This window comes from Lysinibacillus sp. KCTC 33748 (assembly GCF_002237755.1).
In the GTDB taxonomy this organism is placed as follows: Bacteria; Bacillota; Bacilli; order Bacillales_A; family Planococcaceae; genus Lysinibacillus.
In genome coordinates this window covers 50,213-74,143 of record NZ_MWSJ01000026.1, presented here as the reverse complement: position 1 = coordinate 74,143, position 23,931 = coordinate 50,213, and the positions used below count along the sequence as shown (strand labels likewise).

General features: G+C 35.9%; 25 protein-coding genes. 12 read left to right on the top strand and 13 right to left on the bottom strand.

What is annotated here, in order from left to right:
* Positions 1–191: 191 nt before the first annotated feature.
* Positions 192–428: a Nif11 family protein gene (locus B1B04_RS21900; RefSeq protein ID WP_079563463.1), complete on the bottom strand. Its 237-nt coding sequence runs from the start codon at positions 426–428 to the stop codon at positions 192–194.
* Between the two features lie 307 nt (positions 429–735).
* Here B1B04_RS21900 and B1B04_RS21895 point away from each other — a divergent pair, with 307 nt between their 5' ends.
* From B1B04_RS21895 to B1B04_RS21885, 3 genes are read left to right on the top strand one after another with little or no spacing between them, the layout of a single operon-like run.
* Positions 736–1,482: a metal ABC transporter ATP-binding protein gene (locus B1B04_RS21895; protein ID WP_079563462.1), complete on the top strand. Its 747-nt coding sequence runs from the start codon at positions 736–738 to the stop codon at positions 1,480–1,482.
* 13 nt (positions 1,483–1,495) lie between these two features.
* Positions 1,496–2,359: a metal ABC transporter permease gene (locus B1B04_RS21890; protein WP_079563461.1), complete on the top strand. Its 864-nt coding sequence runs from the start codon at positions 1,496–1,498 to the stop codon at positions 2,357–2,359.
* A complete protein-coding gene (locus tag B1B04_RS21885; protein ID WP_079563460.1) occupies positions 2,356–2,778 on the top strand; it encodes a Fur family transcriptional regulator in 423 nt (140 codons plus the stop codon). Before B1B04_RS21890 ends, B1B04_RS21885 begins: the two co-directional genes overlap by 4 nt.
* A gap of 218 nt (positions 2,779–2,996) precedes the next feature.
* Here the strand turns inward: B1B04_RS21885 and serC are convergent, their stop codons facing one another.
* Positions 2,997–4,085 carry a 3-phosphoserine/phosphohydroxythreonine transaminase gene (gene serC / locus B1B04_RS21880; RefSeq protein ID WP_079563459.1) on the bottom strand — a complete coding sequence of 363 codons (1,089 nt, stop codon included), beginning with the start codon at positions 4,083–4,085 and terminating at the stop codon, positions 2,997–2,999.
* Between the two features lie 614 nt (positions 4,086–4,699).
* On the opposite strand from serC, the gene B1B04_RS21875 reads away from it, so the two are divergent.
* A complete protein-coding gene (locus tag B1B04_RS21875; RefSeq protein ID WP_079563458.1) occupies positions 4,700–5,239 on the top strand; it encodes a hydrolase in 540 nt (179 codons plus the stop codon).
* Between the two features lie 35 nt (positions 5,240–5,274).
* Here the strand turns inward: B1B04_RS21875 and B1B04_RS21870 are convergent, their stop codons facing one another.
* Together B1B04_RS21870 and B1B04_RS21865 are read right to left on the bottom strand one after the other, a co-directional pair.
* On the bottom strand, positions 5,275–5,784 hold the full coding sequence (locus tag B1B04_RS21870) for a PCYCGC motif-containing (lipo)protein (RefSeq protein ID WP_079563457.1): 510 nt from the start codon (positions 5,782–5,784) through the stop codon (positions 5,275–5,277).
* Positions 5,785–5,863: 79 nt separating this feature from the next.
* A complete protein-coding gene (locus tag B1B04_RS21865) occupies positions 5,864–8,176 on the bottom strand; it encodes a YhgE/Pip domain-containing protein (protein ID WP_079563456.1) in 2,313 nt (770 codons plus the stop codon).
* Positions 8,177–8,379: 203 nt separating this feature from the next.
* On the opposite strand from B1B04_RS21865, the gene B1B04_RS21860 reads away from it, so the two are divergent.
* From B1B04_RS21860 to B1B04_RS21840, 5 genes are all read left to right on the top strand, one after another.
* Complete coding sequence (locus B1B04_RS21860) at positions 8,380–8,859, top strand: thioredoxin family protein (RefSeq protein WP_079563455.1); 480 nt, start codon at positions 8,380–8,382, stop codon at positions 8,857–8,859.
* 229 nt (positions 8,860–9,088) lie between these two features.
* Positions 9,089–9,790 (top strand): O-linked GlcNAc transferase, encoded by a 702-nt coding sequence (locus tag B1B04_RS21855; protein ID WP_079563454.1) that lies wholly within the window; start codon positions 9,089–9,091, stop codon positions 9,788–9,790.
* A gap of 351 nt (positions 9,791–10,141) precedes the next feature.
* Positions 10,142–12,334, top strand: a complete 2,193-nt coding sequence (locus tag B1B04_RS21850; protein ID WP_094075120.1) for a bifunctional diguanylate cyclase/phosphodiesterase — start codon at positions 10,142–10,144, stop codon at positions 12,332–12,334.
* Between the two features lie 90 nt (positions 12,335–12,424).
* Entirely contained in the window at positions 12,425–12,979 is a 555-nt protein-coding gene (locus B1B04_RS21845; protein ID WP_079563453.1) for a hypothetical protein, read from the top strand.
* Between the two features lie 223 nt (positions 12,980–13,202).
* Positions 13,203–13,856, top strand: coding sequence for an alpha/beta hydrolase (locus tag B1B04_RS21840; protein WP_079563452.1), 654 nt, complete (start codon positions 13,203–13,205; stop codon positions 13,854–13,856).
* Between the two features lie 245 nt (positions 13,857–14,101).
* Here B1B04_RS21840 and proC read toward each other — a convergent pair whose 3' ends face one another.
* Positions 14,102–14,902, bottom strand: a complete 801-nt coding sequence (proC, locus tag B1B04_RS21835) for a pyrroline-5-carboxylate reductase (RefSeq protein ID WP_079563451.1) — start codon at positions 14,900–14,902, stop codon at positions 14,102–14,104.
* Positions 14,903–15,222: 320 nt separating this feature from the next.
* Between proC and B1B04_RS21830 the strand changes: the two genes are divergently transcribed.
* Together B1B04_RS21830 and cyoE are read left to right on the top strand one after the other, a co-directional pair.
* Entirely contained in the window at positions 15,223–15,552 is a 330-nt protein-coding gene (locus B1B04_RS21830) for a hypothetical protein (RefSeq protein WP_079563450.1), read from the top strand.
* A gap of 223 nt (positions 15,553–15,775) precedes the next feature.
* On the top strand, positions 15,776–16,726 hold the full coding sequence (gene cyoE / locus B1B04_RS21825; protein ID WP_079563449.1) for a heme o synthase: 951 nt from the start codon (positions 15,776–15,778) through the stop codon (positions 16,724–16,726).
* A gap of 35 nt (positions 16,727–16,761) precedes the next feature.
* Here the strand turns inward: cyoE and B1B04_RS21820 are convergent, their stop codons facing one another.
* From B1B04_RS21820 to B1B04_RS21795, 6 genes are all read right to left on the bottom strand, one after another.
* On the bottom strand, positions 16,762–17,490 hold the full coding sequence (locus tag B1B04_RS21820; RefSeq protein ID WP_079563448.1) for a metallophosphoesterase: 729 nt from the start codon (positions 17,488–17,490) through the stop codon (positions 16,762–16,764).
* Positions 17,491–17,936: 446 nt separating this feature from the next.
* Positions 17,937–18,386 carry a helix-turn-helix transcriptional regulator gene (locus B1B04_RS21815; protein WP_079563468.1) on the bottom strand — a complete coding sequence of 150 codons (450 nt, stop codon included), beginning with the start codon at positions 18,384–18,386 and terminating at the stop codon, positions 17,937–17,939.
* Positions 18,387–18,556: 170 nt separating this feature from the next.
* Positions 18,557–18,961: a hypothetical protein gene (locus B1B04_RS21810; RefSeq protein ID WP_079563447.1), complete on the bottom strand. Its 405-nt coding sequence runs from the start codon at positions 18,959–18,961 to the stop codon at positions 18,557–18,559.
* A gap of 167 nt (positions 18,962–19,128) precedes the next feature.
* Positions 19,129–20,457: a hemolysin family protein gene (locus B1B04_RS21805; protein WP_079563446.1), complete on the bottom strand. Its 1,329-nt coding sequence runs from the start codon at positions 20,455–20,457 to the stop codon at positions 19,129–19,131.
* A gap of 32 nt (positions 20,458–20,489) precedes the next feature.
* On the bottom strand, positions 20,490–20,831 hold the full coding sequence (locus tag B1B04_RS21800; RefSeq protein ID WP_240518370.1) for a MerR family transcriptional regulator: 342 nt from the start codon (positions 20,829–20,831) through the stop codon (positions 20,490–20,492).
* Between the two features lie 456 nt (positions 20,832–21,287).
* Entirely contained in the window at positions 21,288–21,773 is a 486-nt protein-coding gene (locus B1B04_RS21795; RefSeq protein WP_240518369.1) for a hypothetical protein, read from the bottom strand.
* 198 nt (positions 21,774–21,971) lie between these two features.
* Here B1B04_RS21795 and B1B04_RS26515 point away from each other — a divergent pair, with 198 nt between their 5' ends.
* Positions 21,972–22,100 carry a hypothetical protein gene (locus B1B04_RS26515; RefSeq protein ID WP_276207774.1) on the top strand — a complete coding sequence of 43 codons (129 nt, stop codon included), beginning with the start codon at positions 21,972–21,974 and terminating at the stop codon, positions 22,098–22,100.
* A 43-nt stretch (positions 22,101–22,143) separates the two neighbouring features.
* Here the strand turns inward: B1B04_RS26515 and B1B04_RS21790 are convergent, their stop codons facing one another.
* Complete coding sequence (locus B1B04_RS21790) at positions 22,144–22,716, bottom strand: 5' nucleotidase, NT5C type (RefSeq protein ID WP_079563443.1); 573 nt, start codon at positions 22,714–22,716, stop codon at positions 22,144–22,146.
* A 12-nt stretch (positions 22,717–22,728) separates the two neighbouring features.
* Positions 22,729–23,844: a flavodoxin-dependent (E)-4-hydroxy-3-methylbut-2-enyl-diphosphate synthase gene (ispG, locus tag B1B04_RS21785; RefSeq protein ID WP_079563442.1), complete on the bottom strand. Its 1,116-nt coding sequence runs from the start codon at positions 23,842–23,844 to the stop codon at positions 22,729–22,731.
* Between the last annotated feature and the right edge of the window lie 87 nt (positions 23,845–23,931).

Sequence of the window (23,931 nt, the reverse complement as noted above, 5' to 3'; positions counted from 1 at the left end):
GCTTTCGACGCTTCGATCACTTTCGAGCAAAAATCTTATTAAATTTAAAGTATAAAGAAATTGGAGTTCATCTGGGTTAAGGTGCTGAAAGAGTATAGCACCCCAACATTTGACTTAGAACCTTTTTATTTAGTAAAAGTAATTGTAGCTAAAGTGCAATGTCAGCTATAAGTACACAAAGATGAAATTGATTATTTCGTAAACAATGCAATTAGTTGTCTGGAACGCTTTCTACCTAAAACAGCTTCAACCTCTACAAGAATATCTTTTGGAATACCTAAAAAAAGCCATGAAAATGAGAATTGCTCCAAATAAGGCCGGAGTTTTTTTACTTCAGAAGTAGTAATTTCAAACCCTTCAGAACGTGCAATCGCAACGATTTCCTTATCACTACTTTGTGTTAATTGCTGTAAAAATTGAATACTCAAAGCTAATCCTCCTTTTAAAGTTGTTTATTTTTTAAAACAAAATCATTCTTGTGAACGTCGTGACAGCTATGAAATCCTTCACAATAAAATCTTATTTTCTGGCCATCACCAAAAGTTGTGGATACCATTTGTTAAAACGTATGCCATGGATATAAGTTGATTGGAGTGGAGACTGACGTGCCCAGTAGGAACGAAAAATCAACCACACGTTATGATGATCTTATTTTCTTTACAAAAACTGTACTTTCATTTATACTTACAACTTGTTAAATCGTAATGATTTTGAATTAGAAAGAAGAGAACATACATGAAAGAATCATTAATTGATATTGAAAACGTGTCATTTCAATATGACTATACACAAGTATTAAAAAATATCTCTTTCCGAGTGGAAGAGGGAGATTTTTTAGCACTTCTAGGTCCGAACGGTTCTGGGAAATCTACATTATTAAAAATTATTTTAGGGTTACTAAAACCAATGTCTGGAGAAATTAAACTATTTGGTGAACCAAGTACAACTTTTAAGCATCGTGAATGGATTGGGTATGTGTCACAAAAATCGAATGCCTTCAATTCAGGGTTTCCAGCAACCGTACAAGAGGTTGTGAAAAGTGGATTATCCAAAAAATTAGGCTTATTTAAAAGACCTGGACGAGATGCAAAGGAAAACGTCTTAGAAGCATTAAAAGCTGTTGGAATGGAAGCATTTATGAATCGTAATATTGGAGAGTTATCTGGTGGGCAACAGCAACGTGTCTTTATTGCAAGGGCATTAGTTAGTGAACCGAAGCTATTAATATTAGATGAACCAACTGTCGGCATTGATCACGAGAATGTGCAGTCCTTTTATGATATGCTGGCGAAATTGAATCGGGAACAGGGAATTACAATGATTCTTGTTACACACGATGTGGATACAGTGTCCAATCGTATCAGTCATGTAGCATGTTTAAATCAAACTATCCACTTCCACGGTTATAAAAATGAATTTGATACAATTTCTCACGATGCGCTTGATGCTTGGTACGGTCATTCCGTGAGAAAGATTCACTAGAAGGAGAAGGCTAATGATTGAAGCAATATTTAACTATGAATTTTTACAAAATGCCTTTTTCTCTGGGCTAGTTATTGGCATATTGGCACCGCTGCTAGGTGTTTTTATTGTCGTTCGAAGGCTCTCACTTATTGCTGATGCCTTATCACATGTGACACTGGCAGGTATAGCGGGAAGCTTATATATCAGTCAATCTGTTACAGCCTTGGCAATGCTAAATCCAATTTACTTAGGTATACTGGCTTCTGTCAGCGGTTCCATTTTAATTGAGCGTCTAAGACGTGTATATAAGCACTATGAAGAACTTGCTATTCCCATTATTATGTCAGGTGGGATTGGTATTAGTGCAATCTTTATCTCGCTTGCAAGCGGCTTTAGCACGGATTTAATGAGCTATTTATTTGGTTCAGTGTCAGCTGTATCACGTCAGGATTTATGGGTAGTAGTAGGAATTGCTGTTGTTGTCGCTATCTTTTTGTTTATATTTTTCAAGGAACTCTTTGTTTTATCTTTTGACGAGGAATATGCAAAAGCTAGCGGTCTGCCTGCACGTTGGATTCATCTCTTATTTATGATTATTACAGCACTTGTTATTGCTGCAAGTATGCGCATCGTTGGTATTTTACTTGTATCATCACTTATGACGTTACCAGTAGCTGCTGCAATGCGACTTGCAAAGGGCTTTAAGCAAACAATCATCTATGCAATTGTCTTTGGCGAAGCGGCTGTGTTAATCGGTTTAGTTAGTGCTTTCTATTTAGATTTAGCACCTGGTGGTACGATTGTCGTTACTTCTATCTTAATTTTATTACTTGTTATCCTAGTGAAGAAATTAGTATTTAAAATGGCTGCAAAACAGGGGGAGGTAGCGCAGTGAACGTTTCTAAAGCGTGGGGAATTTTAAAAGAAAACGGCTATAAAAAAACAGATAAGCGGGAGTTAATATTAGATATGTTTGCAGCAACAGATAAATATTTAACTGCTCGAGATTTATTAGGTGTTTTGAAAAAAGATTTTCCGGGTATGAGTTTCGATACGATTTATCGCAACCTTTCAACGTTTGTGAAGCTAGGAATACTGGATGAAACTGAGTTATCAGGGGAGCGGAATTTCCGTATGCATTGTGAGTCTGAACATCATCACCATCATTTTATTTGTATGGATTGTGGCAATGTTAAGGAGCTAAATCTCTGCCCTATGGAAATGCTTGGAGAAAAGCTGCCAGACTATGAAATTGAAAACCATAAATTTGAGATTTACGGTAAATGTCCCGAGTGTAAACCTGAAGCTTTGTAAAATTTGAGATGATAATACTTAAAGGAAGGGGTAATTCCAAGTGAGGTTTCACTAGGAATTACCTCTTTTATCGTAACTATGTTGTTCTACTAGGAGCTTCAATGCTTCGACTTTTATTGCTCTTATGATATGAAAAGATATATCGTGGGAATTTGCCCTCTATCGCAAATAATAAAAAAGACGAATGATTTTAAATAAATCATTCGTCGATTTTTTTATTATTGATGTTTTTGTTGGAATTCTACCATAAAGTCACGTAAAGCTTCACAAGTCTCTAACGGTACAGCATTATAAGTAGAAGCACGGCAGCCTCCTACAGAACGGTGTCCATTAAGTCCAACAAAGCCTGCTGCTTTTGCTTCAGCAAGGAATTGTTTTTCAAGTTCCTCATCAGTAACACGGAAAGTGATGTTCATTAAAGAACGGCTTTCTGGTGTTGCATGGCCTTTATAAAATCCGTTGCTATTGTCAATGGCATCATAAATGACTTTTGCCTTTAACTCATTGTGCTTCTCAATTTCTGCAACGCCGCCTTTTGATTCTACCCATTTTAATACTTCACCTAGCATATAGATACCGAAAGTTGGTGGCGTATTGTATAAAGAGTTGCTATCAGCATGCGTTGAATATTTTAACATTGTAGGAATGTTATTATTCGCATTCTCTAATAAATCTTTGCGAATAATAACTACTGTTACCCCAGATGGACCAAGATTTTTTTGAGCTCCTGCATAAATAAGACCAAATTTACTTATATCAACTGGTTTAGAAAGAATATCACTAGACATATCCGCGATTAACGGTACATTGCCTGTTTCAGGGAATTCCTTCCATTGTGTACCGTAAATCGTATTGTTTGAAGTAATATGCAAATATGCATCCTCTTCATTGAATTGAATATCCGCTAAAGCTGGGATATTACGGTATTTATTTTCTTTTGTACTCGCAGCTTCTACAGGCGTACCAAATAATTTAGCCTCTTTGATTGCTTTTTCAGACCATGAGCCTGATAATACGTAGCTTGCTTTTTGATCTGCTTGAAGGAAGTTCATTGGAATCATCGTAAATTGAAGACTAGCTCCACCTTGTAGGAAAAGGACTTCATAGTTTTCTGGGATAGCATAAAGCTTTTTCAATAAAGCAATTGCTTCATTATGTACTTCATCGAAAATGGCACTACGGTGGCTCATTTCCATAATAGACATGCCTGAGTTACGGAAGTTTACTAATTGTTGTTGGGCTTTTTCTAATACTTCTAGTGGTAGGGCAGATGGTCCTGCGTTAAAATTGTATGCACGTTGTGTCAAAGTGGTACACTCCTTGTTTTGTTTTATAAGGCTAAACCTTATTCATAGGTTATTTAGTTCCTACTAATTGATTGTTGAATCTATCATGCTTTTACAGTCAGTTTAATATCATCTAGCAAAATTTTTCATGTAAGAACTTAGAAATAGATACTGACTATTAAAGCGGATAAAAGCACTTTACTGGATTATAACTCAATTTTCAAGAGAAAAAATAAAATTCTCACTATTCGAGCAGAATAATGACAGGCTCGCAACAAAATGTACAAAATTGAGTTAAATTTATAATAGATATTGAAGATTAAACACGAACAAATAGACATTTAGATATGTTAATAAGAGTTAATACTTCGTGATTTAATATATTGGTTAATCGGTGGAATTACAAAATGTTCGTGTTTGTTTATGTGTGGAATAAATCCTCCCCAAATATGTACTCACTTGCATATTCCTCCTCGGAAGGACACATTTCGTGGGTGAGGTCTGAGCCCAGAGAGGGTGTAGATGAAACATCGTGAGGGGGAGCATGCTGAAAGGACGATATTTTTCTAACCTCTCACAAAAACCAGTAATTTTCGGTATAATGAACTGTGAATACGGATTTAAGGGGTGTTTTAATGTATACAATAGATGAGGCATGTTTAGTTGTCGTTGATGTACAAGGGAAGTTAGCGACAATTGTTGATGAAAGCGAATCGGTGATTGAAAATGTGGCCAAGCTGGTACAAGCTATGGAAGCATTGGAGATACCGATTTTATGGCTTGAACAAAATCCTAGTCGTTTAGGTGGGACAGCGTTAGAGATTACTCAGCATATTAAAGGGCAACAACCTATCGCTAAATTGGCTTTTAGTGCGTGCCAGGAACAAGAGTTTGTAGATGCATTGAAGGCAAGTGGTCGTTCTCAATTTATCGTGACAGGTATCGAAACACATATTTGCGTCTACCAAACAGCTCGACAGCTAAAAGAGCAAGGGTTTGAGGTTGAAGTGGTTGCAGATGCAGTGTCGTCTCGTACAAAGGGCAATAAAGAGGTAGGACTTGAGAAGATGAAGGCTCTTGGAATTTTACCAACAAGCGTGGAAATGATTTTATACGAGTTATTACAGCGTGCAGATCATCCACATTTTAAAACAGTGTTACAACTCGTTAAATAACAAAAAAACTCATCATAACGATGAGTTTTTTGTTATTAAGCAGGCATGTCAGTCGGTGTTGGTTTTGCGTAGCCTTCTTTATAGTTATTATCAATTGTTTGACGAATTTCTTTGATGTCCATACCATCTTTATGCATCTTTGCAGACTGTACAGCAATTTCTAGGCAAACGAGACAACGGGTACCGTGATCATCCCAGACAATTGTTCCATCCTCTCGTTTTTCTTCAATAAAGCAGTTTAAATTGCTTTTATGTCCAGCTGATTCGCCACAGCCACAATAGCAGGGCATCCACTCTAAAATTTCTGTAGATTGTCCAGCGATTTGATACACTAAGCGAATATCTTCTGATTTATTGTTTAAAAATGATGGTAAAACATCTGCTGATGCAGTTTCCTCCTGAATATCTCCAGAAGCATGTGCATGTTCTTTGTGTGAAGCTTCTTTTTGTGCTTCATTCTGATTTTTTTCAACAGCTTGTTTATCTTCACCACAAGCACTTAACACTAATAACGACAAAGCAAAAATAGAAAGAAGTTTTTTCAACAAAAGCGCCCCCTATATGTTTACAATATGCCTATTATAACATTGTTCGTTGAAATATTTACAAGGAGGCAAATGAAAATCAATGAAATATATCTGACCCGCGTGTTTTGTTCATGAAATGTTCCATTTTCTCACTCAGTAATTTTTTCAAGAAGAAACCAAATAGAATGAAAATGAGCCAGAAGAAAGATAAAAAGGCTAGATCAACCCATACCTTTGACCAAATAATACCACCAACTGCCTCGCGCATCATTTCAATTGCATAAGTGAAAGGAAGAAATGGATTCATGATTTGGAAAAATCTAGGTAGTAATTCTACTGGATATGTGCCACCAGAACCTGCAATTTGCAGTACTAACATGACAATGGCTAAAGCCTTTCCGACATTTCCGAATACGGATACTAGTGTATAGACAATTGTAACGAACACTAAGCTAATAAATAGCCCAAATGGAATAAAGAAGTAAGGGGCACTAATGGACCCGTCTAAAATAACAATATCTCCAATTGTAATAATGAGCGTTTGAATAAATGAAAAAGTTGCAAATGTTAATAAACGTCCAAAGTATACTTGGCGAATACTGTATTGATCATTATTGTGAATATTTACAGATAGAAGAGAAATTAATAATAAACAACCAACCCAGATGGAAAGTACAGTGTAAAACGGTGTCATAGCTGTTCCATAATTAGCAATTGGAAACATTCTATGTTCCTGAAGCTTAATAGGCTCCTCAAAGAAATCTCGTTCTGCATTAACGTCGTTTTTCAATAATTGAACGATTTCTGAAATATCAGCTTCACTTTCTAATGTTCTCAGCTTGTCTGCAAGATCCTTAATTTTTGTACTTAAAGCAGGGAAATTTGTTTGTACTGTACCGAGTGTCTTATTAGCCGTTGCTAACATATTTTTAGCATTTGTTAAACGATCTGTTGCTTGAGGCAGAAAACTTTTTACATTCGTAAGCATTGTTGATGCATTTGTTAATGTATTTTTGGCAGAAGCTAACGTCGTATGAATTTGTGGCTCTAACTGATCATTATAATGAGTAAGGAATTGCTGAAGATTATTAGAAACATTTTGTGCAACGCTTTGCACATCAGCAAGGTCTTCTTTTATCGTTTCGATATCTATCGTATTTAACTGCTGTACTTTACTTGAGATGTCGGTTAGTAATGTATTCAGCTGATTTAAAGCGGTTAGAGAGCTAAAAGAATAATCAGTAAAACTAGGATTCGCCTGCAAATCTCCACGTATAGTTTCAAGTTGTTCAATTATTTTATTGTTAGTTAGTAAAGTCTTCACATCTTCAGAATTACTTTGCTGTAGTGCCGTCTGGATGTTTAGCACCTTGTTTTCAAGCTGTTTACGAGTCGACGCATCAGCTTGTGTTAATTTTTGAAGCGCTTCAATGGTTTGGATGCTAGTAGTTACTTTCTCACGTGATGCATCTAGCTGGTTTTTAATTGTATCTTTTATTTGCGCAATAGTAGCTGAATCTACATTCGCATTTTGAAGCTTCCCTATTATATCTGTAAATCGTTGAGCAATATTTTGTACTGCTTCTAAATCTTTTTTGATGATAGGGGATAGCTCGTTGAACACTGTATCAGCTTCATTGATCAAATTTAAGCCTCGATGGATCGTTGTTAGACCATCATTCATTAATTTCTCAACTTCGGGAACTTGGGTAATTGTGTGGTTTAGTAATGTCTCAGCTTCTTTACCACCTTTAGCAGCTTGCGCTAAATATGTTTCGATATCTGGGAGATGATGTTCGATTGTAAAAATATAATTTTCAAATTTTCTAAAGTCGGGAATTTCCCGCTCCATCTCAACACCGACCGTATTAAAAATAGAGAAAAGTGTTCCGCTGACAGTTGAAATAAACTCATTAGATACTTGTTGCGTTAAGCCACTCGCGCCTTTACTTGTGATTTTAGGAGCGATTGGATTGATTTTTTCATTTACATAATAATCGATATGCGCTTTTGTAGGCACATTTGACAGTATGGAGGTCAGCTTTTGTGAAAAATCATTAGGGACAACTATAACCGCAAAATAGTCCCCATTTTTTAAGTTATTTATAGCTTGCTCATGAGAAGTAAACTCCCAAGTAAAGTTTTGATTAGTACTTAAATTGTCTACTACCTCGTTACCAACATTAATATCTTCACCTCTAACATTCGCGCCTGTGTCTTCGTTGACAACAGCAATTTTCATGTTGGCAGTATGGGCATAGGGATCCATAGAGGCGTAGATATTAAGCCACGCATAAAGAGAAGGTAAAAAAATGAGCCCACCAATAATGACAGCAACTACCCAGTTTGTTAATATATTATGGATATCACCTTTATAAATTTGAAAAATATTTCGGATAGTGTGTTTCATTTTATTTATCCACTCCACATTCGTATTGAGCATAATAGATGTTATATGTATGTTTCCAAATTTGGAGCGAATTATGTTTGAATTATGAAAAAACTCATTTTGAAAGACTAATTAGTTTACTAGGATTTAAAAACCATTTATAATCAATCGCGAATACACTAAAAATAGGGTTTTTTAGTGTGGAAAGGGAGGAATACATTCTCGTGAAAAAACTACTAATTATTGGCTCGGTAATTGTTTTGTTATTTGCAGCAATTATTGTGCTAACTAAAGTCTCAAACAATAGCAAATTAGAAGGCGCAGAGAAACTTTATGGCGACAAAGATCTAAAACAAGAAACAATTGATCAATTGGATGATAAAAATTACCAAAATATTATGTTACCAGAAGAACTTGAAAAAAAATTAAAAGCTGGTGAAGATGTAAATGCTTATTTCTTCAGTCCGACATGTGTGCACTGTAAAGCTTTTACACCAGTGCTAATGCCTATTGCTAAAGAGCTTGGTGTTGATATTGCTCAATTAAATGTTTGGGAATACGAAGATTTATGGAATAAATATAACATTGAATACACTCCAACGTTCATTCGCTTTGAAGGTGGTAAAGAGGTTAAACGTTTTGTAGGTGCATTACCGGAAGAAGATTTACGTACATTTCTAAATAAAGAAGTATTAAAAAAATAAGCAAAGCTGAGACTGTATCAAAAGTTATTTTTGAGCAGTCTTTTTAAACTTCTTTAGAGGAAGTGTTTTTTGTAGCGAAAGTGAAGCGGCTGTTACTGAAGCTTTCTACCTCTATTGTTGAAAGAAGTTAAAGCCTCCAACCGATTATGGAAGCAATTATGTCGAGGCATAATTGATTTTGTAGTGTATACTAAATATACTGAAGAGTTGTACATTGGAGGAATAATGAATGACAATGGATGATTATTTTTATAATGGTGAGCTAATGAAGAGCTATGAGGTTGCTAAGCAAGTTACTAATGAAAATGAGAAAAAGTTGGCTAATAAATATATTGAATTGTTAGAAGAGTATGATTTTGCGAACTATCCAAAACCTACGCTGTCTGTGGAAACCCAACATGCAGAACGAGCAGATGAAAGCTATCCTGAATCGGATACCGTCGTCGAAATTCGTGCGATAGAAGATGAAGGAGAGTTTACAAATCGTATTAAAGAACTAGAGGCTATAGTGACAACAGGCACTCCGAATGAAAGAGCCAATTCATTTTTTACGCAGGGTGAACTGTTTTTGTTTGCACATCATTACAACGAGAGTGTTCATTGTTTTAAACAAGCAGTAAAAGAAAACCCTAACAAGGCGGTATATTGGGGGATCACAGGTCAAACGATGCACCGCTTTGGATGGATGCCATTCGATGCACTTGGCTACTTAGAGCAAGCTATTAACTTAGATCCACAAAATGCGCGTTGGAAATGGAATAAAGCACTTGTTCTTATTCAATTAGCGAAGGATTTGCAGATGGCACCGTTTATGGCAAATGCTGCGATTACATTGGAGGAGTCACTAACGGCTTGTGCCGAGCATCAGCGGTCTTTGAAAGATGCTATCCAAAATACAATAGATAATATGGATAGTTATGTATTTTCATAATAGATAGAAGATGTCTCAAAAGCTGAGACATCTTTTTTATCTTGCAAATGTTTATTTCCGAGCAGTAATTCATCTGTACTGAAAGCGAAGTGTCAGGTACTTACCATTCAGCGAAAGCAAAGAAAGTAGGTGTGAGATGAACTGCCAGTAAAAGTCAAAAGGCTAAAAATCAGTGGGTGTGAAGAAGATCCCCATTTAGTTTCACATTATTATATCATTAAGTCCTAAATTTCACTTTTGTTTTGGTCGAAAAGTCGATACTCTGTTGTAATCTTGTAGTATAATTAGCCTAATTATGAATAGAGCATTAGATAGAGGGAAATTATTTAGTGATTAACGAGGGGAGTTATTATGTGGAAATTTAATGAGGATTTTTCTTTTATGAAGCAGGGCATTCAATTCATCCTATTATCGATGATTTTGTTAATCGTAATTGGTTGCGGTAGTGATAAATTTTATGGGATATTTGGAGAGAACAACTATGTAACGATTCATTTAATGATGGAAATGCTTATTATTGTAGTGACAATGTCTATTTCATTTCAGGCGTGGTTAATTACGCCTTATATTTTATCTAATAAAGTTCTATATGCAGGGGCTTTGTTTTTAGCCATTAGCTTATTAGAAATGGCTCATGCACTCTCTTATAAAGGAATGCCATTTTTCATTACTGTGAGTACGCCATATGCATCAACATGGTTTTACATGTTTAGTCGATTACTATTATCGATTGGTTTTCTCTTCATTTTTTTTATAAAGGAGAAAGAAATCAAATCATTTTATCGTTGGTTTATTTATAGCTTGCCGTTTGTAATAGTTATTGGTTGTTTTGTCGTCATCTATGCCCCAACGTCTCTATTGCCACCTCTTATGATAGAAGGTGAAGGTCCTACTGTTTTAAAAAATACTTTTCAATATTTAGCTGTAGCGATACATTTGGTGATTATGGTTCTATTGCTTAAAAATTTTGAAAAAGCACCCAAAATTATATTTTTATTGTTTGGCAGTGCGATTTATTTAATTATTAGCGATTATCTTTTTACAATTTATCGAGATGTCTATGATATTAAAAATTTTATTGGACATATTTTTCAGTTAGGTGCATTTTATCTTTTACTCAGAGCAATTTATTTTTCTTCTGTTGAAAAACCTTTTCAGCAGTTAGTTGATACACAAGAGCATTTAGAAAAATCTCGTGAAAAAATGCATTTCATGGCTTATCATAATGAGGTTACAAATTTGCCAAATGAACGTTTTTTACTGGAAACTTTAAATAAAGATTTATACATATCTAAATCACAAAAGGCAATACTTGCAATCGGTATAGAAAGAATAACTGCGATTAAAGCGTCTTTAGGCAGTACATATGCAGACCAAATGATAGGCTTAATCGCGGGAAGATTGAAAAATGTTTTACCGGAGAAGCATTTACTATGCATGCTGAGAGAAGACTATTTCGTCGTGTATATTGATGAGGTGAGCAATACCCATCAATTGACGCAGCTTAGTCAACAACTTCAAGTTGTTATGGAAGAATCATTCCAAATTCAACATTTTTCTTTAAATAGTCAATTAAATATTGGTATCGCTTTATTTCCAACAGATTCTTATAAGGAGGAGGAGCTTGTTAGATTTGCTCTTTATGCTATGCATGAAGCGCAGAAAACGCCAACTCGTATACGATTTTATGAGTCTTCGATCTCTAAAGAAACGACTGAACGTCTTATATTAGAGAATGATTTACATGATGCTTTAGCAAATCAAGAGCTTTTTTTAGAATATCAACCGCAACTTGATTTACGTACGGGTCAAATTAAGTCGGTAGAGGCTTTAGTTAGATGGCAGCATCCAAAGAAGGGGTGGATTTCGCCGGGTGTCTTTATTCCAATTGCAGAGGAATCGGGATTAATTATTCCTATTGGACAATGGGTACTAGAAACAGCCTGTCAACAAGTAAAGAGGTGGGAAGCAGCTGGATTGCCACCGATTAAAGTAGCGGTCAATCTGTCGTTAGGTCAACTTTTTCAGCAAAATTTAGTTGAAATAATTCATAATGTTCTTGAGAAAACACAATTAGAGCCCAAATATTTGCAACTCGAAATAACAGAAAGTATGACGATCAATATCGATCATATGACGACGATCTTACACAAATTGAAGGCACTTGGGGTTACGATCGCGGTAGATGATTTTGGGACAGGCTATTCATCATTATCTTATTTAAAGGATTTCCCTATAGATTGCTTAAAAATTGACAGGTCTTTCGTTCAGAAAATACAATCGAACTCTACAGATAAAGCATTAGTTGACATGATTCTCTCTATGGCCAAGCATCTACAGTTGAAGGTAGTCGCAGAAGGAATAGAAGAGATAGAACAGCTATCATATCTAGTAGCAAGCCAGTGTGATACTATACAGGGCTTCTTATTTAGTAAACCTATATCTCCAAGAACATTACAGGAGAACTATGAAAAGCTTCACAATGATGCAAAGTATATTTTAGATTCAATTTCTGCGTCTAAAGTACAAGGTGAGCATACATAGCAGACCTAAACGTTAACCGTTTCTTTATATTCTACAATCATGGTATGATAGGGAGGAAATGATTTGTAGATATAAAGGACGGGTTTTTTGATGGCACAAGAAACAGCAAATAAATTTATTGAAAATGTATGTAATCATTTAGTGCGCAACATGAATATTACGAAGGTTGAAGAGCACTTTAAAGCGGCAATAGAGATGCAGCGTAAATCAGCACAATCTCAAGTTGATTTTTGGGATATGTTAATGATGAATATGCTGTATTTTACAGAAAATGAGCAAGTTTTGGAAAAAGAATTTTTGAAGATGCTCGAAAAGAAAGAGTGGTTAAAGACCACGGTACTTGAGGAAGAGCTATTGATGCATCAAATGCGTATTCGTCAGCAGGTCGCGGAACAAATGGATGCCGCAAAGGAATTGTTTCATAAGCAGTATGTGACAGAAAATATGACAGAGGAAGATATTGTTTACGATTATGCGTATAGCTCTGCAGGACATTCCATGCGTGTAGATTTACTAACAGTACTTGTCTCAACACCAGAGCAATCAAAAGTGCTATTTAACGCAGATCCACAAGAAACGATTCGCATAATTAACGGCTATATTGCTTATCGCACTGATGGGATTATTAATAAAGTAAAACTTTAAAACGCATTCGTGACCTTCATGTGCTTTTGTTGAGTTTTGTACATAAAAGCATCGTATCTCAAGCTGCTTAGGAAAGCGCCTGATCGGACAGACATCATTTTATCGCTATGATGATAAATCTATAGAAAAAGCTATTTATGATAACGGAGCAATCCTGTTTTTGTCTAGATATATTATGCAGTATAATAAGGTGACATTAAGTCCACCTGAAAGGAATTTTAATATGAATACACCGTTTACATTTAAACATACACAACCAACAAATATGGACCCAAATAAAAAATATCCAGCGATTTTTTTATTACATGGAATGGGTAGTAATGAAGAGGATTTACCACAATTAGTACAGGACTTTAAAGAGCAATGCCATGTATTTAGCTTACGTGGACCTATTACGCAAAAGCCTGGCTATGCTTTTTTCACAATCCAGGAGGTCGGTAAACCAGACCGCGAAGTTTTCGATAAAGTATTAGTGGCTCTACAACAATTTGTTCTAGAGGCTATTGCAGAATATCAAATTGATCCACATAAAGTGTATGTATTTGGATTCAGTCAAGGGGCAGTTTTAGCACAGTCACTTGCTTTTGCTATGGGGAATTTAATTACAGGAATAGTAGCATTAAGTGGCTACACACCAAAATTCGTTACAGAGGAATATGCAATTCGCCCAGTCAATCATTTACATGCATTTATTTCTCACGGTGATTATGATTATGTCATCCCGTCACAATGGGGCGTAGAAAGTAAAGAAAAGTTTGAGCAATTTGGTGCTGCTGTGACATTTAAACAATATCCAGATGGTCACGGTGTTACACCAGAAAACTTACGTGATCTAACTGCATTTTTAGCACAGGAATTACAAGATAATATTCAATGAAAAAAATATTCAAGGAAATCCTTAAAATGAATTTGATTTCCGGATAAGGCTATTTTCCTATTGGGTTATGTTGAGCGTTCCTACGTTTATGTTGTGGTTGCTGACGCTTCGCTTTGCCGAATAGCAATACTTTATTTAAAATTACCCTTAATTCCATTGATATAATTAGTTTTTCAACAAAATGAAAACCGAGACATTTAAGGATGTCTCGGTTTCGTTTTATTTTTTAGTGTATCATTCAATAGTTATTTTGATAAGCTTCGATCTTTGTCAGTCACGGCCGTTACTGCATCGTGAATCGTTGTTTCAAAATGATTGCTTTGTAATGAAGATACACCTTGAATAGTTGTCCCACCTGGAGAGCATACTTGATCTACAAGTGCCCAAGGATGTTCTTGTGATTGTAAAATCATTTTTGCACTGCCGAGTACTGCATTTGCCGCAATATCAAGCGCCATGTCTTTTGGCATCCCTTCACGTACAGCAGCACGTGCTAAAGCGTCAATATACATATAGGTGAATGCTGGTGAAGCACCACCAATCGTTGTAAATATAGAAAATAAGTTTTCAGGCACCTCAATAATTGTACCTACTGTTTCAAAAAGGGAATTGACAAGCTGAAGCTGCACATCTGATACTTGTTCACTCGCTGTAAAGCAGCTTGTAGATGCACCAATAATCGCATTAATATTTGGCATTACACGAACAATAGGAGTAACTTCAGATAGGTAATCTTGTAAATATGTTATATTTTTACCAGCGGCGATGGAAACAATTACATGGTTATCTTGTAAATGCTTTTTCACCTCTGGTAAAACATCTGGTAACATTTGGGGTTTTACACCGAGGATAATAACGTCACATTTTGACATAATATCTTCAATAGAGCTTGCGGCTTGAATCCCGTAAGAGGTTGTTAATTTTGTTGTTTTTGCTTTGGTACGATTATAGCCATAAATAAAAGTAGGATCAAAATCACCGCTTTTACACATACCTTTAATAATAGCTGTAGTCATATTTCCAAGGCCGATAAATCCGTATTTCACGTGTCAGACACTCCTTCATATAGTTAAAACATACACCTTAGTATAGAGTAGATTGTTTTACTTGAATAGTAATATGCTAAGAATCAAGTCGATTAGGTTCAAATTCATGTCAGTCGGTGGTATCATAGAAGATGCTGTGAATGAACGTATATCTCTATGTGAGAATATAAAGAGTAAAGAAAATCGTGTACTTTATGTGAACATTGAGACAGACTTTATCTAAAAGATGTAGAATAATATTTTGATATGTTTACTTTTTTCAGCACATATTTTTCGTAACGAAAGTGAAACGAAAGTTACAAGTGTTTTAGGTAACGAAAGTGAAACGGCAGTTACAAAATGTTTTAGGTAACGAAAGTGAAACGACAGTTACAAATGTTTTAGGCAACGAAAGTGAAACGGCAGTTACAAGTGTTTTAGGTAACGAAAGTGAAACGACAGTTACAAGTGTTTTAGGTAACGAAAGTGAAACGACAGTTACAAGTGTTTTAGGTAACGAAAGTGAAACGACAGTTACAAATGTTTTAGGTAACAAAAGTGAAACGACAGTTACAAATGTTTTAGGTAACGAAAGTGAAACGGCAGTTACAAATGTTTTGGGTAACATAAGCAAAGCACCTGCTGAAAATTTACTACCACTTAGGTTGTGAGTTGAATGTGGTTTTAAGTTACTTTGCGCAGGGTGTCTAGGCATCCGCTGGAATAGAGGAACTTAGGCTAAGAATTTCAGAACCTTTGAAAACACCTAAGTGACCTAACATCAATTGGCTTAAAGCCTCTGGATCAATTAGGCCGAGGTATAATTGTTTTAATAATTTGTCGCTTTTTAATGGTAAAGCGTGAGAAATTAAGAGAGAAAAGGAATTAAGATGAATGGAACAAAATCTAAAAACGGAGCCTAAACTACAGTCTTCCAAGAAGTCAGTGGAGAAGTCCACACGCTCTACAATTTTAGCGCAGACAGTGAAAACGGGAATCATTAAATCTAATTTAATTCCTATGTGGGCTGGATTAACGCTAGGTATGTACAAAAATAAAATGACTTTTGTAGAAAATATACCTGAAATTATTTTCGCGACAATTGGCTCTGCACTTGTTATTGGTGCCGCTGGAGCTTTTAATAATGTGTATGATCGCGACATCGATGCTGTAATGCCTCGTACGCAAAGTCGACCAACTGTAACAGGTGAAATGTCAGCTAAATCAGCGTTAATTTTAGCTTTTGCCATGCTCATTATCGGGGCATCTGTGTTGGCACTTGCTTCACCACTAGCTGCAGCATTTGGTCTCTTAGGGGTGTTTTTATATGTAGTACCTTATACAATGTGGACAAAACGACATACGATTTATAACACGGAAGTTGGGAGTATAGGAGGGGCGATTCCAGCGTACATTGGCTGGGCGGCTGTTTCTACTGATATTACACATCCTGCGATACTTGGCCTATTTTTAGTTATGGTCATTTGGCAGATGCCACACTTCTATGCCATTGCTATTCGTAAGCACGCTGATTACGAAGCAGCCAACGTTCCAATGCTTCCAGTTGCAAAAGGGATGCGCCGTACTTATTATCAAACGAACTTTTATTTAATTTTATTGATTTTATCAAGCTTCTTATTTGGCACTTTAAGTGTTGGCATTATGCTTGTTGCACTATTGTTAAGCATTGCATGGCTTGTTATGAGTATTTACGGTTATCACAGTAATAAAGATCAAACAAAGTGGGCAACAAAAATGTTTGTTTTCTCACTTATTCATATGACAATTTTATTTACAACAGTTATTGTCTACTCTTTAGTAGGTGTTATTTTTAAATTATATTAAAGCTTTCATTTAGCAGGAAAAGCCTACAGGTTACTCTAACTTGTTGGCTTTTCCTTTTCCACCGAGATTATTTGACGACTTGGCCATTCTAATGCATGTAACTGCCCTCCAAAAACAGCTCCACCATCAATGCCAATTATATTATTTTCTCCAAAGTAGACATTGTAATCTGTTGGATTTTGGTGAAGTTTATAAGTAGGTGTATGGCCAAAAATTACAGTTTTCCCCCCTTGATAACCTGCATGAAATTCTTCACGTATCCATAAAAACTCCATAGGTTCAGTCTCTGCCATAGCTACTCCAGGTACAACACCGCCATGTACAAAAATGGCATCCTCTAATTCGATGTAAATATCAAAGGTTTCGATAAGTTTTAAGTGTTCTTCGAGCTTTGGTAAGGTTTGAATAAAGCTAGGTAATGTATCGTTTTCAATGGCTTCCTTAAAATCGTCTATTTGATAGCCATAGCTTGCAAGTGTTGCATCGCCACCGCAAAGTCCAACCCAATGATTCCACGGTTTAGGGTGACCAGAGCGACAAGCTTTGAGCATGATGGCTTCATGATTTCCTAATAGAACACGTGCACCTTTTGTCTGTAATTCCGCCACTAAGTTTAAAACGCCACAAGATGCTGGTCCTCGGTCAATATAGTCGCCAAGTAAAAATAACCGATCTTGCATAGTATCATAATCAGCTTTCAATAATAATTCTTCAAAAAGTTCTAATTCCCCATGTATATCACTAATTGCTAGTATTCTATCCATAAAAAAGCATCCTTTCCAGTATTAGAGAAGCTACTATTAAGTATAGAGAGTGGTGTTGTAAAATTCTACTAATGTCACTTTTAACCGAAAGATTGATTGTAAAGATATCACTGTAAACGATTGTTTTCTAGTTACCTTTTATCATATGACGAAGTGAATTCATTATCTTATTCATTTGTCTATCTTGTTGAAAAATAGCGAGAGGAGAGTATTGGCTATAGACGGTTTAACTTTTTTTGTGAAAAAAAGCGTAAGAGGTGAGGGGAAAGCTAGTAAAGAAAGTAATCCAACAAATGCAAAAGGAACATACAAATGATGAAAATGAGCGAATGGAGAAGGCTAGTAGCGCAAGAATAGCAGCAACTACACTTATTCTTGCAAACTTTTTACATTCCTCGCGCATAACGTAGGAGTATTTGGTACGAATGCGCGAGTACAGTATTTAATTATTCTTGAAGATTTTCCCATGCTTGCTTAGCTATTGACTCGTCGAATGTTGATAGTAGTCGATAGTTGTCTGTATTTAAAATTCGAAAATGCTGACTAATGACATTTTGTTGTAGGCAATAGCCATTATACTCGCTAAGATTTTTCCACCATATGTATCCTCCCATTGTTTTTTCCTTAGGTTGTAAGGTTCCGTTATTAGCGATTAAATCGACAACTTCAAGTGGATCTCCGCCAAGCTCATGCTGTAAAATCGTGCTATCTCGGCATAATGCACAAACCGCAATCGTTGTAGTCCAGCCAGTTTGAATACGGCCTTTTTCAATTTGAACAAGTGTTTTTTTAGAAAGTCCTAGTAAATCGCTCATCTGATCTTGTGTTAAATCTTTTTCGGTCCGGATTAATTTCAGTTTTTCTGAAATAAGTGTGATTAATTGTTCACGATTCAAATCCAAAACACCCTTCCTTTCAGATAGTTAATACTATTATACATGAAAGTAGTAGGAGATGTTTTGTTTCGCTAGTGACTGTGATTAAAATTAGCGTTACCTAATTAACAATTGAAACATAAAAAAACAGACTGTCCCATCATCGATTCCTTGGACAGCCTGTTAGGTGTTTAAATCTCGTATTTTTTCGTGTCAGAAATAACACGGAAATGGATACCTTTAATTTGAGCACTTACTTTATGACGTAGGGTATCAATATCTACTAACTCATCATTATCATTGACACATTCTGTAATCTCTTGTAATAGCTTCGTAAATGCCTCTTTGAAGAGTGTACGCATATTATCAAAATCTAGGCTACGGAAGCTTCCGTCAATATCAAATGCCTCCACAGAATTTAATTGCTTTGAAGCACCAGCAAAACGATCATCGTACACTGTGTAGTTTTCATCCGTTACTACGATAATATATAATACTTCACCTGTAATTGTTTTTAATTCAATATTCGTTTTGTGTTTTTTGACGTCGGTAATAATATGAATACCGTCCGAATGATATAGTTTAAACAATTTCATATGTAATGCCCCCTGAAAATAGAATCATATCCATATATTTATTATATATGGATATGCCTAATAATGGTATGAGACAAAAGTATTTGGAAAAACTAGAATAGCCCTGTTGAATGTTATTTCTAAAGCTAAATTTGTTATAAACTATCAATAAAATCGTATTATCCGTATTACGCCTCTAATACGGTAGGTAAAATATTGCGAAGGGGACGAACCTCGATGTAATGAATACGATGACCTTGCTGCTCATATATGCTAAATATATATGGGGTTAGCTCAATGTTTTTAGTTGCTTTAATGCCATTGTTCACTGTTAAAAACCAACCGCCCAATGTTTCGACTTCTTCTGCTTCAAGCGTTACTTTTAATAGTTTTTCAACATCTTCAATAAGCATTTTTGCATTTAATATATAGTGATTGTCATTTACTTTTCGAATTTCTGCAATTTCATCATCGTCGAATTCATCACGAATCTCACCTACAATTTCTTCTAAAATATCCTCGACTGTTACAAGCCCAGATGTCCCACCATATTCATCCATTAAAATGGCCATATGAATGCGATCTTTTTGCATACGCACAAGTAACTCCTGAATAGGGATTGTTTCAATTACTCGTATAACAGGATTAATGAAATCTTCAAGGATTAATGAATCGTCTGTAAGTTGCTCCAGCAAACCGTGTGTAAACAATTCTTTGGCATTGATGAATCCTAAAATATTATCACGATCACCATCATAAATAGGATAACGAGTATATTTTTCAGCTGCGATGAAATGAATCATATTTGTAAAAGATTCATTTTTTTCAATTCCAGCAATTTCTGTTCGAGGAACCATAATTTCACGAGCAATACGTTCATCAAATTCAAAGACATTATTCACAAATTTTAGTTCTGTTTTATTGATTTCACCATTTTTAAAGCTTTCAGATAGTAGTAATCGTATTTCTTCCTCTGTATGTGATAACTCATGCTCAGAAGCAGGCTTCATACCAAATATGCCAACTAAGACTCGAGCTGAGCCATTTAAGAACCAGATAAATGGATACATCACTTTATAGAACAACATAATAGGCTTGGCAAAATGAAGTGTAATCGTTTCAGCTTTTTGAATCGCAGCAGTTTTTGGTGCCAATTCCCCGACAACGACATGTAAAAATGTTGCAATGGCAAAAGCACTACCAATTGTAAAGACCGTCATATAGTTATCTGGAATGCCAATCAAGTTAAAAAGAGGGTGTAGCATAAATTCAAAGGTTTTTTCACCGACCATCCCGATACCAAGCGCTGTTACAGTAATACCAAGCTGACAGGCAGATAAGTATTCGTCTAAATGATTGACAACATACTTTGCAGAAATGGCTTTTGTATTGCCCTCTGCAATCAATTGATCAAGCCTTGAGGCACGTACTTTTACAATGGCAAACTCTGTTGCCACGAAAAACCCAGTTAAAGCTAATAAAATGGTAAAAATCGATAAGTTGAGTATGGTCTCCAAATAGTCGTTCTGTATGAACAGAACGTCACCTCCTAATTATGAATAAGTAAAAGTAAAGATTGCATGAGTGCAATACTTTCGGGGGAAACATTTTTTTTAATCTTTTCAATATCTTTATTGTTTTGTTTGTTTATTTGTTCAAGTAGAGTAGTTACATCCTGCTCTAAGTCCTGCATTTTTACACGTAGCATCTGTACATCGATTTCTTCGTGCGGAGTGATGTTAAGTTCATGTTGTATTTCTATGAGTGAAAGACCTTGCTGTTTGCGTTGTTCAATATAGTGAAGTCGTTCAATCATTGTAGGGGCATAGTAGCGATAATTGGACGCAGAACGTTCAGCCTTTAATAAGCCGATGTTTGTATAATAATCGATTGTTCTTTTTGTAATGCCAGTCTTTTCTGCAAGCTCGCCAATTTTTAATTTCTCTGTCCCAATATAAACACCTCCAAACCATCACGTGATACTTTATTATACCTTGCTCGTTTTGTCATTTTCAAATAGAAGAGCCTAATATTTCTAAATTGTAAGATTTCTTGTAAGGAGGATTATTAATATAATGAACATAAAAAAACTTTTCTAACGACTAAATGTTAGAAAAGTAATATGTGTTTTCTGTAGCGAAAGCAAAGCGGCAGCAGCAAATGTTTTAACTGTGCGAAAGCGTAGCGACAGCAGCAAATGTTTTAACTGTGCGAAAGCGTAGCGACAGCAGCAAATGTTTTAACTGTACGACAGCAACAAAGCGCCTATCCGGAACGGAAATCACCCCCTCGTTTTGCCGAAGAGCCATTCTATATATAAATTTTTATAATAGAAAAGTTACGTGGTTTATTTTTGTAAATATGTATCATATAGGTGTTGAAGTGCATCTTCACCTGCCATTTCTACAATTTTTTTGTCATTGAATATAAGTGTTACATTTGTGCGAGCGCTATCAATTTTATCGTTCTTAATAGTGCACGTAACCTTTACTACACCTGTTTCTGCTAGCTGTTTTTTCATTGCATCATCCCATGGTTGCTCAGAAAATAGTGGTGCTAACCATGTGCCTCTCACATGAAGCTCACTTTTTTCAGCGTCATAATCCCAGCGCACGTCACGTAAAATAGTTTTAAATAGGTCATTAACTGTAAAGGATGTATCTTTATATTCAATGGCAATTGCTCGTATTTCATGTACATCACGACCAACTGCACTGGCTGCAGTTTCGGCTGCTGAATTGATGCCTGAAACCGCTTCTCTAATATCAGATAATCGATCACTACAGCCAACTAGCAGCGCGCAAAGACATGTTATACAAGTTACCTTTATCATCCATTTCACATGTAGTCCCTCCAGTATTGCAAGTTGATACTACTATAGTAACGAAAAGAAAACTATGAAAAAAGAGCATGAATGCTGGAGATTGTGACGGTTTTGCAACGATGCAACCTCCACTAGAATGTGCGAGAAATTGGAAGTTTATATATCTGAAAATTTGGTGAATAAATCAACGAAAGGGAGCGGTTTGTGATGAAGATTAATGATGAATTACTTGAGAGATTAGGAACTTATTTCGTGTACCATGCTGTTTATGAAAATTACGGCATTACCTTTGAAAATTTTGTAGAGCGTTGGTTACGGGGGATACTTGTGATATAAAAGAAGAAGAGTCGTGTTCAATGCAAGAACACGACCCTTTTGTTTATTTGAAGTAGTTAGTAATAAATTGGTTGGCTTCTTGCCAGTTATAAACTCGTACGACATTGTCCGGAACAGCAAGACGGTTATATGGAGTGTCAAATAATACGACAGGTATTTTTAATTCCTCCGCAAGCATAACCGCATTATCATGCTTATCCTCAAAAAATGCCTCAACTCCATGCTTTTTCGCTACGGAAATCTTATCGTGACTGCCAATCAGCTCGATATGGTCGTATGGAATAGACTGTGATTTAAACCAATTTACCGTAACATCTGATACATTCTCACCACGAGCAGAAATGTAATAAAGTTCGTAGTTTTCTCTCCATGTGTTTAAAATATCTTTTGCATCTTTAGCTGCTTCTGATACTTCGTACATATACGGCTCATTTTCTTTAAACCATGTATTAAATGCTACACGATCAATGGGATGTGGAAATGCTGATAAAAAATCATATTCGCACACATCGTCAAGCGTAATATTTACATTATATTGTTTATTGATATGTGGGATGAGTGTACTAGGACATGTTACTGTTCCATCGATATCAATCCCAAAGCGGGGCTTTTTCATGCTAGCACCTCCTTAGGCGTTCGCTTTTTCTGCTTCTTCAGCTGCGCGTTTTTCTGCCATTTCAGCAGCTAATTTATCGATTTCTTTTTTCAACTCTTCTACCATTGTTTCTTCAGGCACTTTACGAACTGTTTTACCCTTCATAAATAGTAAACCTTCACCGCGAGCACCAGCAATACCGATGTCGGCTTCACGTGCTTCACCAGGACCGTTTACCGCACAACCAAGCACAGCTACTTTTAACGGTACATTAAGTTTAGAAATATATTCTTCTACTTCATTGGCAATTGAAATTAAATCAATTTCGATACGACCACATGTTGGGCAAGAAATGAGGGTTGCCATATTAGAAGCAAGACCAAATGATTTTAATAGCTCACGTGCTACTTTTATTTCTTCAACAGGGTCTGCAGATAGTGAAATACGTAATGTATTACCAATACCTTTTGATAAAATTGCACCAAGTCCAGCTGCTGATTTTACTGTACCAGCAAATAATGTACCTGATTCAGTAATACCTAAGTGTAGAGGGTAATTAAAGGCTTTAGCCGCTTTTTCATAGGCTTCAATCGCTAGATTTACATCTGATGCCTTCATAGATACGATAATGTCGTGGAAGTCCAAGTCTTCCAAAATTTTAATATGGTGAAGTGCAGATTCTACCATACCGTCTGCAGTAGGGTAACCGTATTTTTCTAAAATATGACGCTCTAATGAACCAGCGTTTACCCCAATACGGATAGGAATACCTTTTGCCTTTGCTGCATTAACAACAGCCTCTACTTTTTCCTTACGCCCGATATTACCTGGGTTAATACGAACTTTATCGATACCATTTTCAATTGCTTTTAATGCTAATTTATAGTCAAAGTGAATATCAGCTACTAATGGAATATTGATACGTTTTTTAATATCTGCAATCGCATCAGCTGCACGCTCATCTGGTACTGCGACACGAACAATTTGACAGCCTGCTTCCTCAAGACGAAGAATTTCAGCTACTGTTGCTTCGACATCATGTGTTTTTGTTGTACACATACTTTGAATGAATAATTCATTACTACCACCTATTGTTAAGTTACCGACACGCACGGGACGTGTATTTGTACGGTGACAAATTTCACTCATTAACTTTCTCTCCTTTTCGGGCCATACTTTCGACCGTCACTGACATTTATTTTAGCAGTGTAAGAAAATAAGGACAAGGAAGAAACG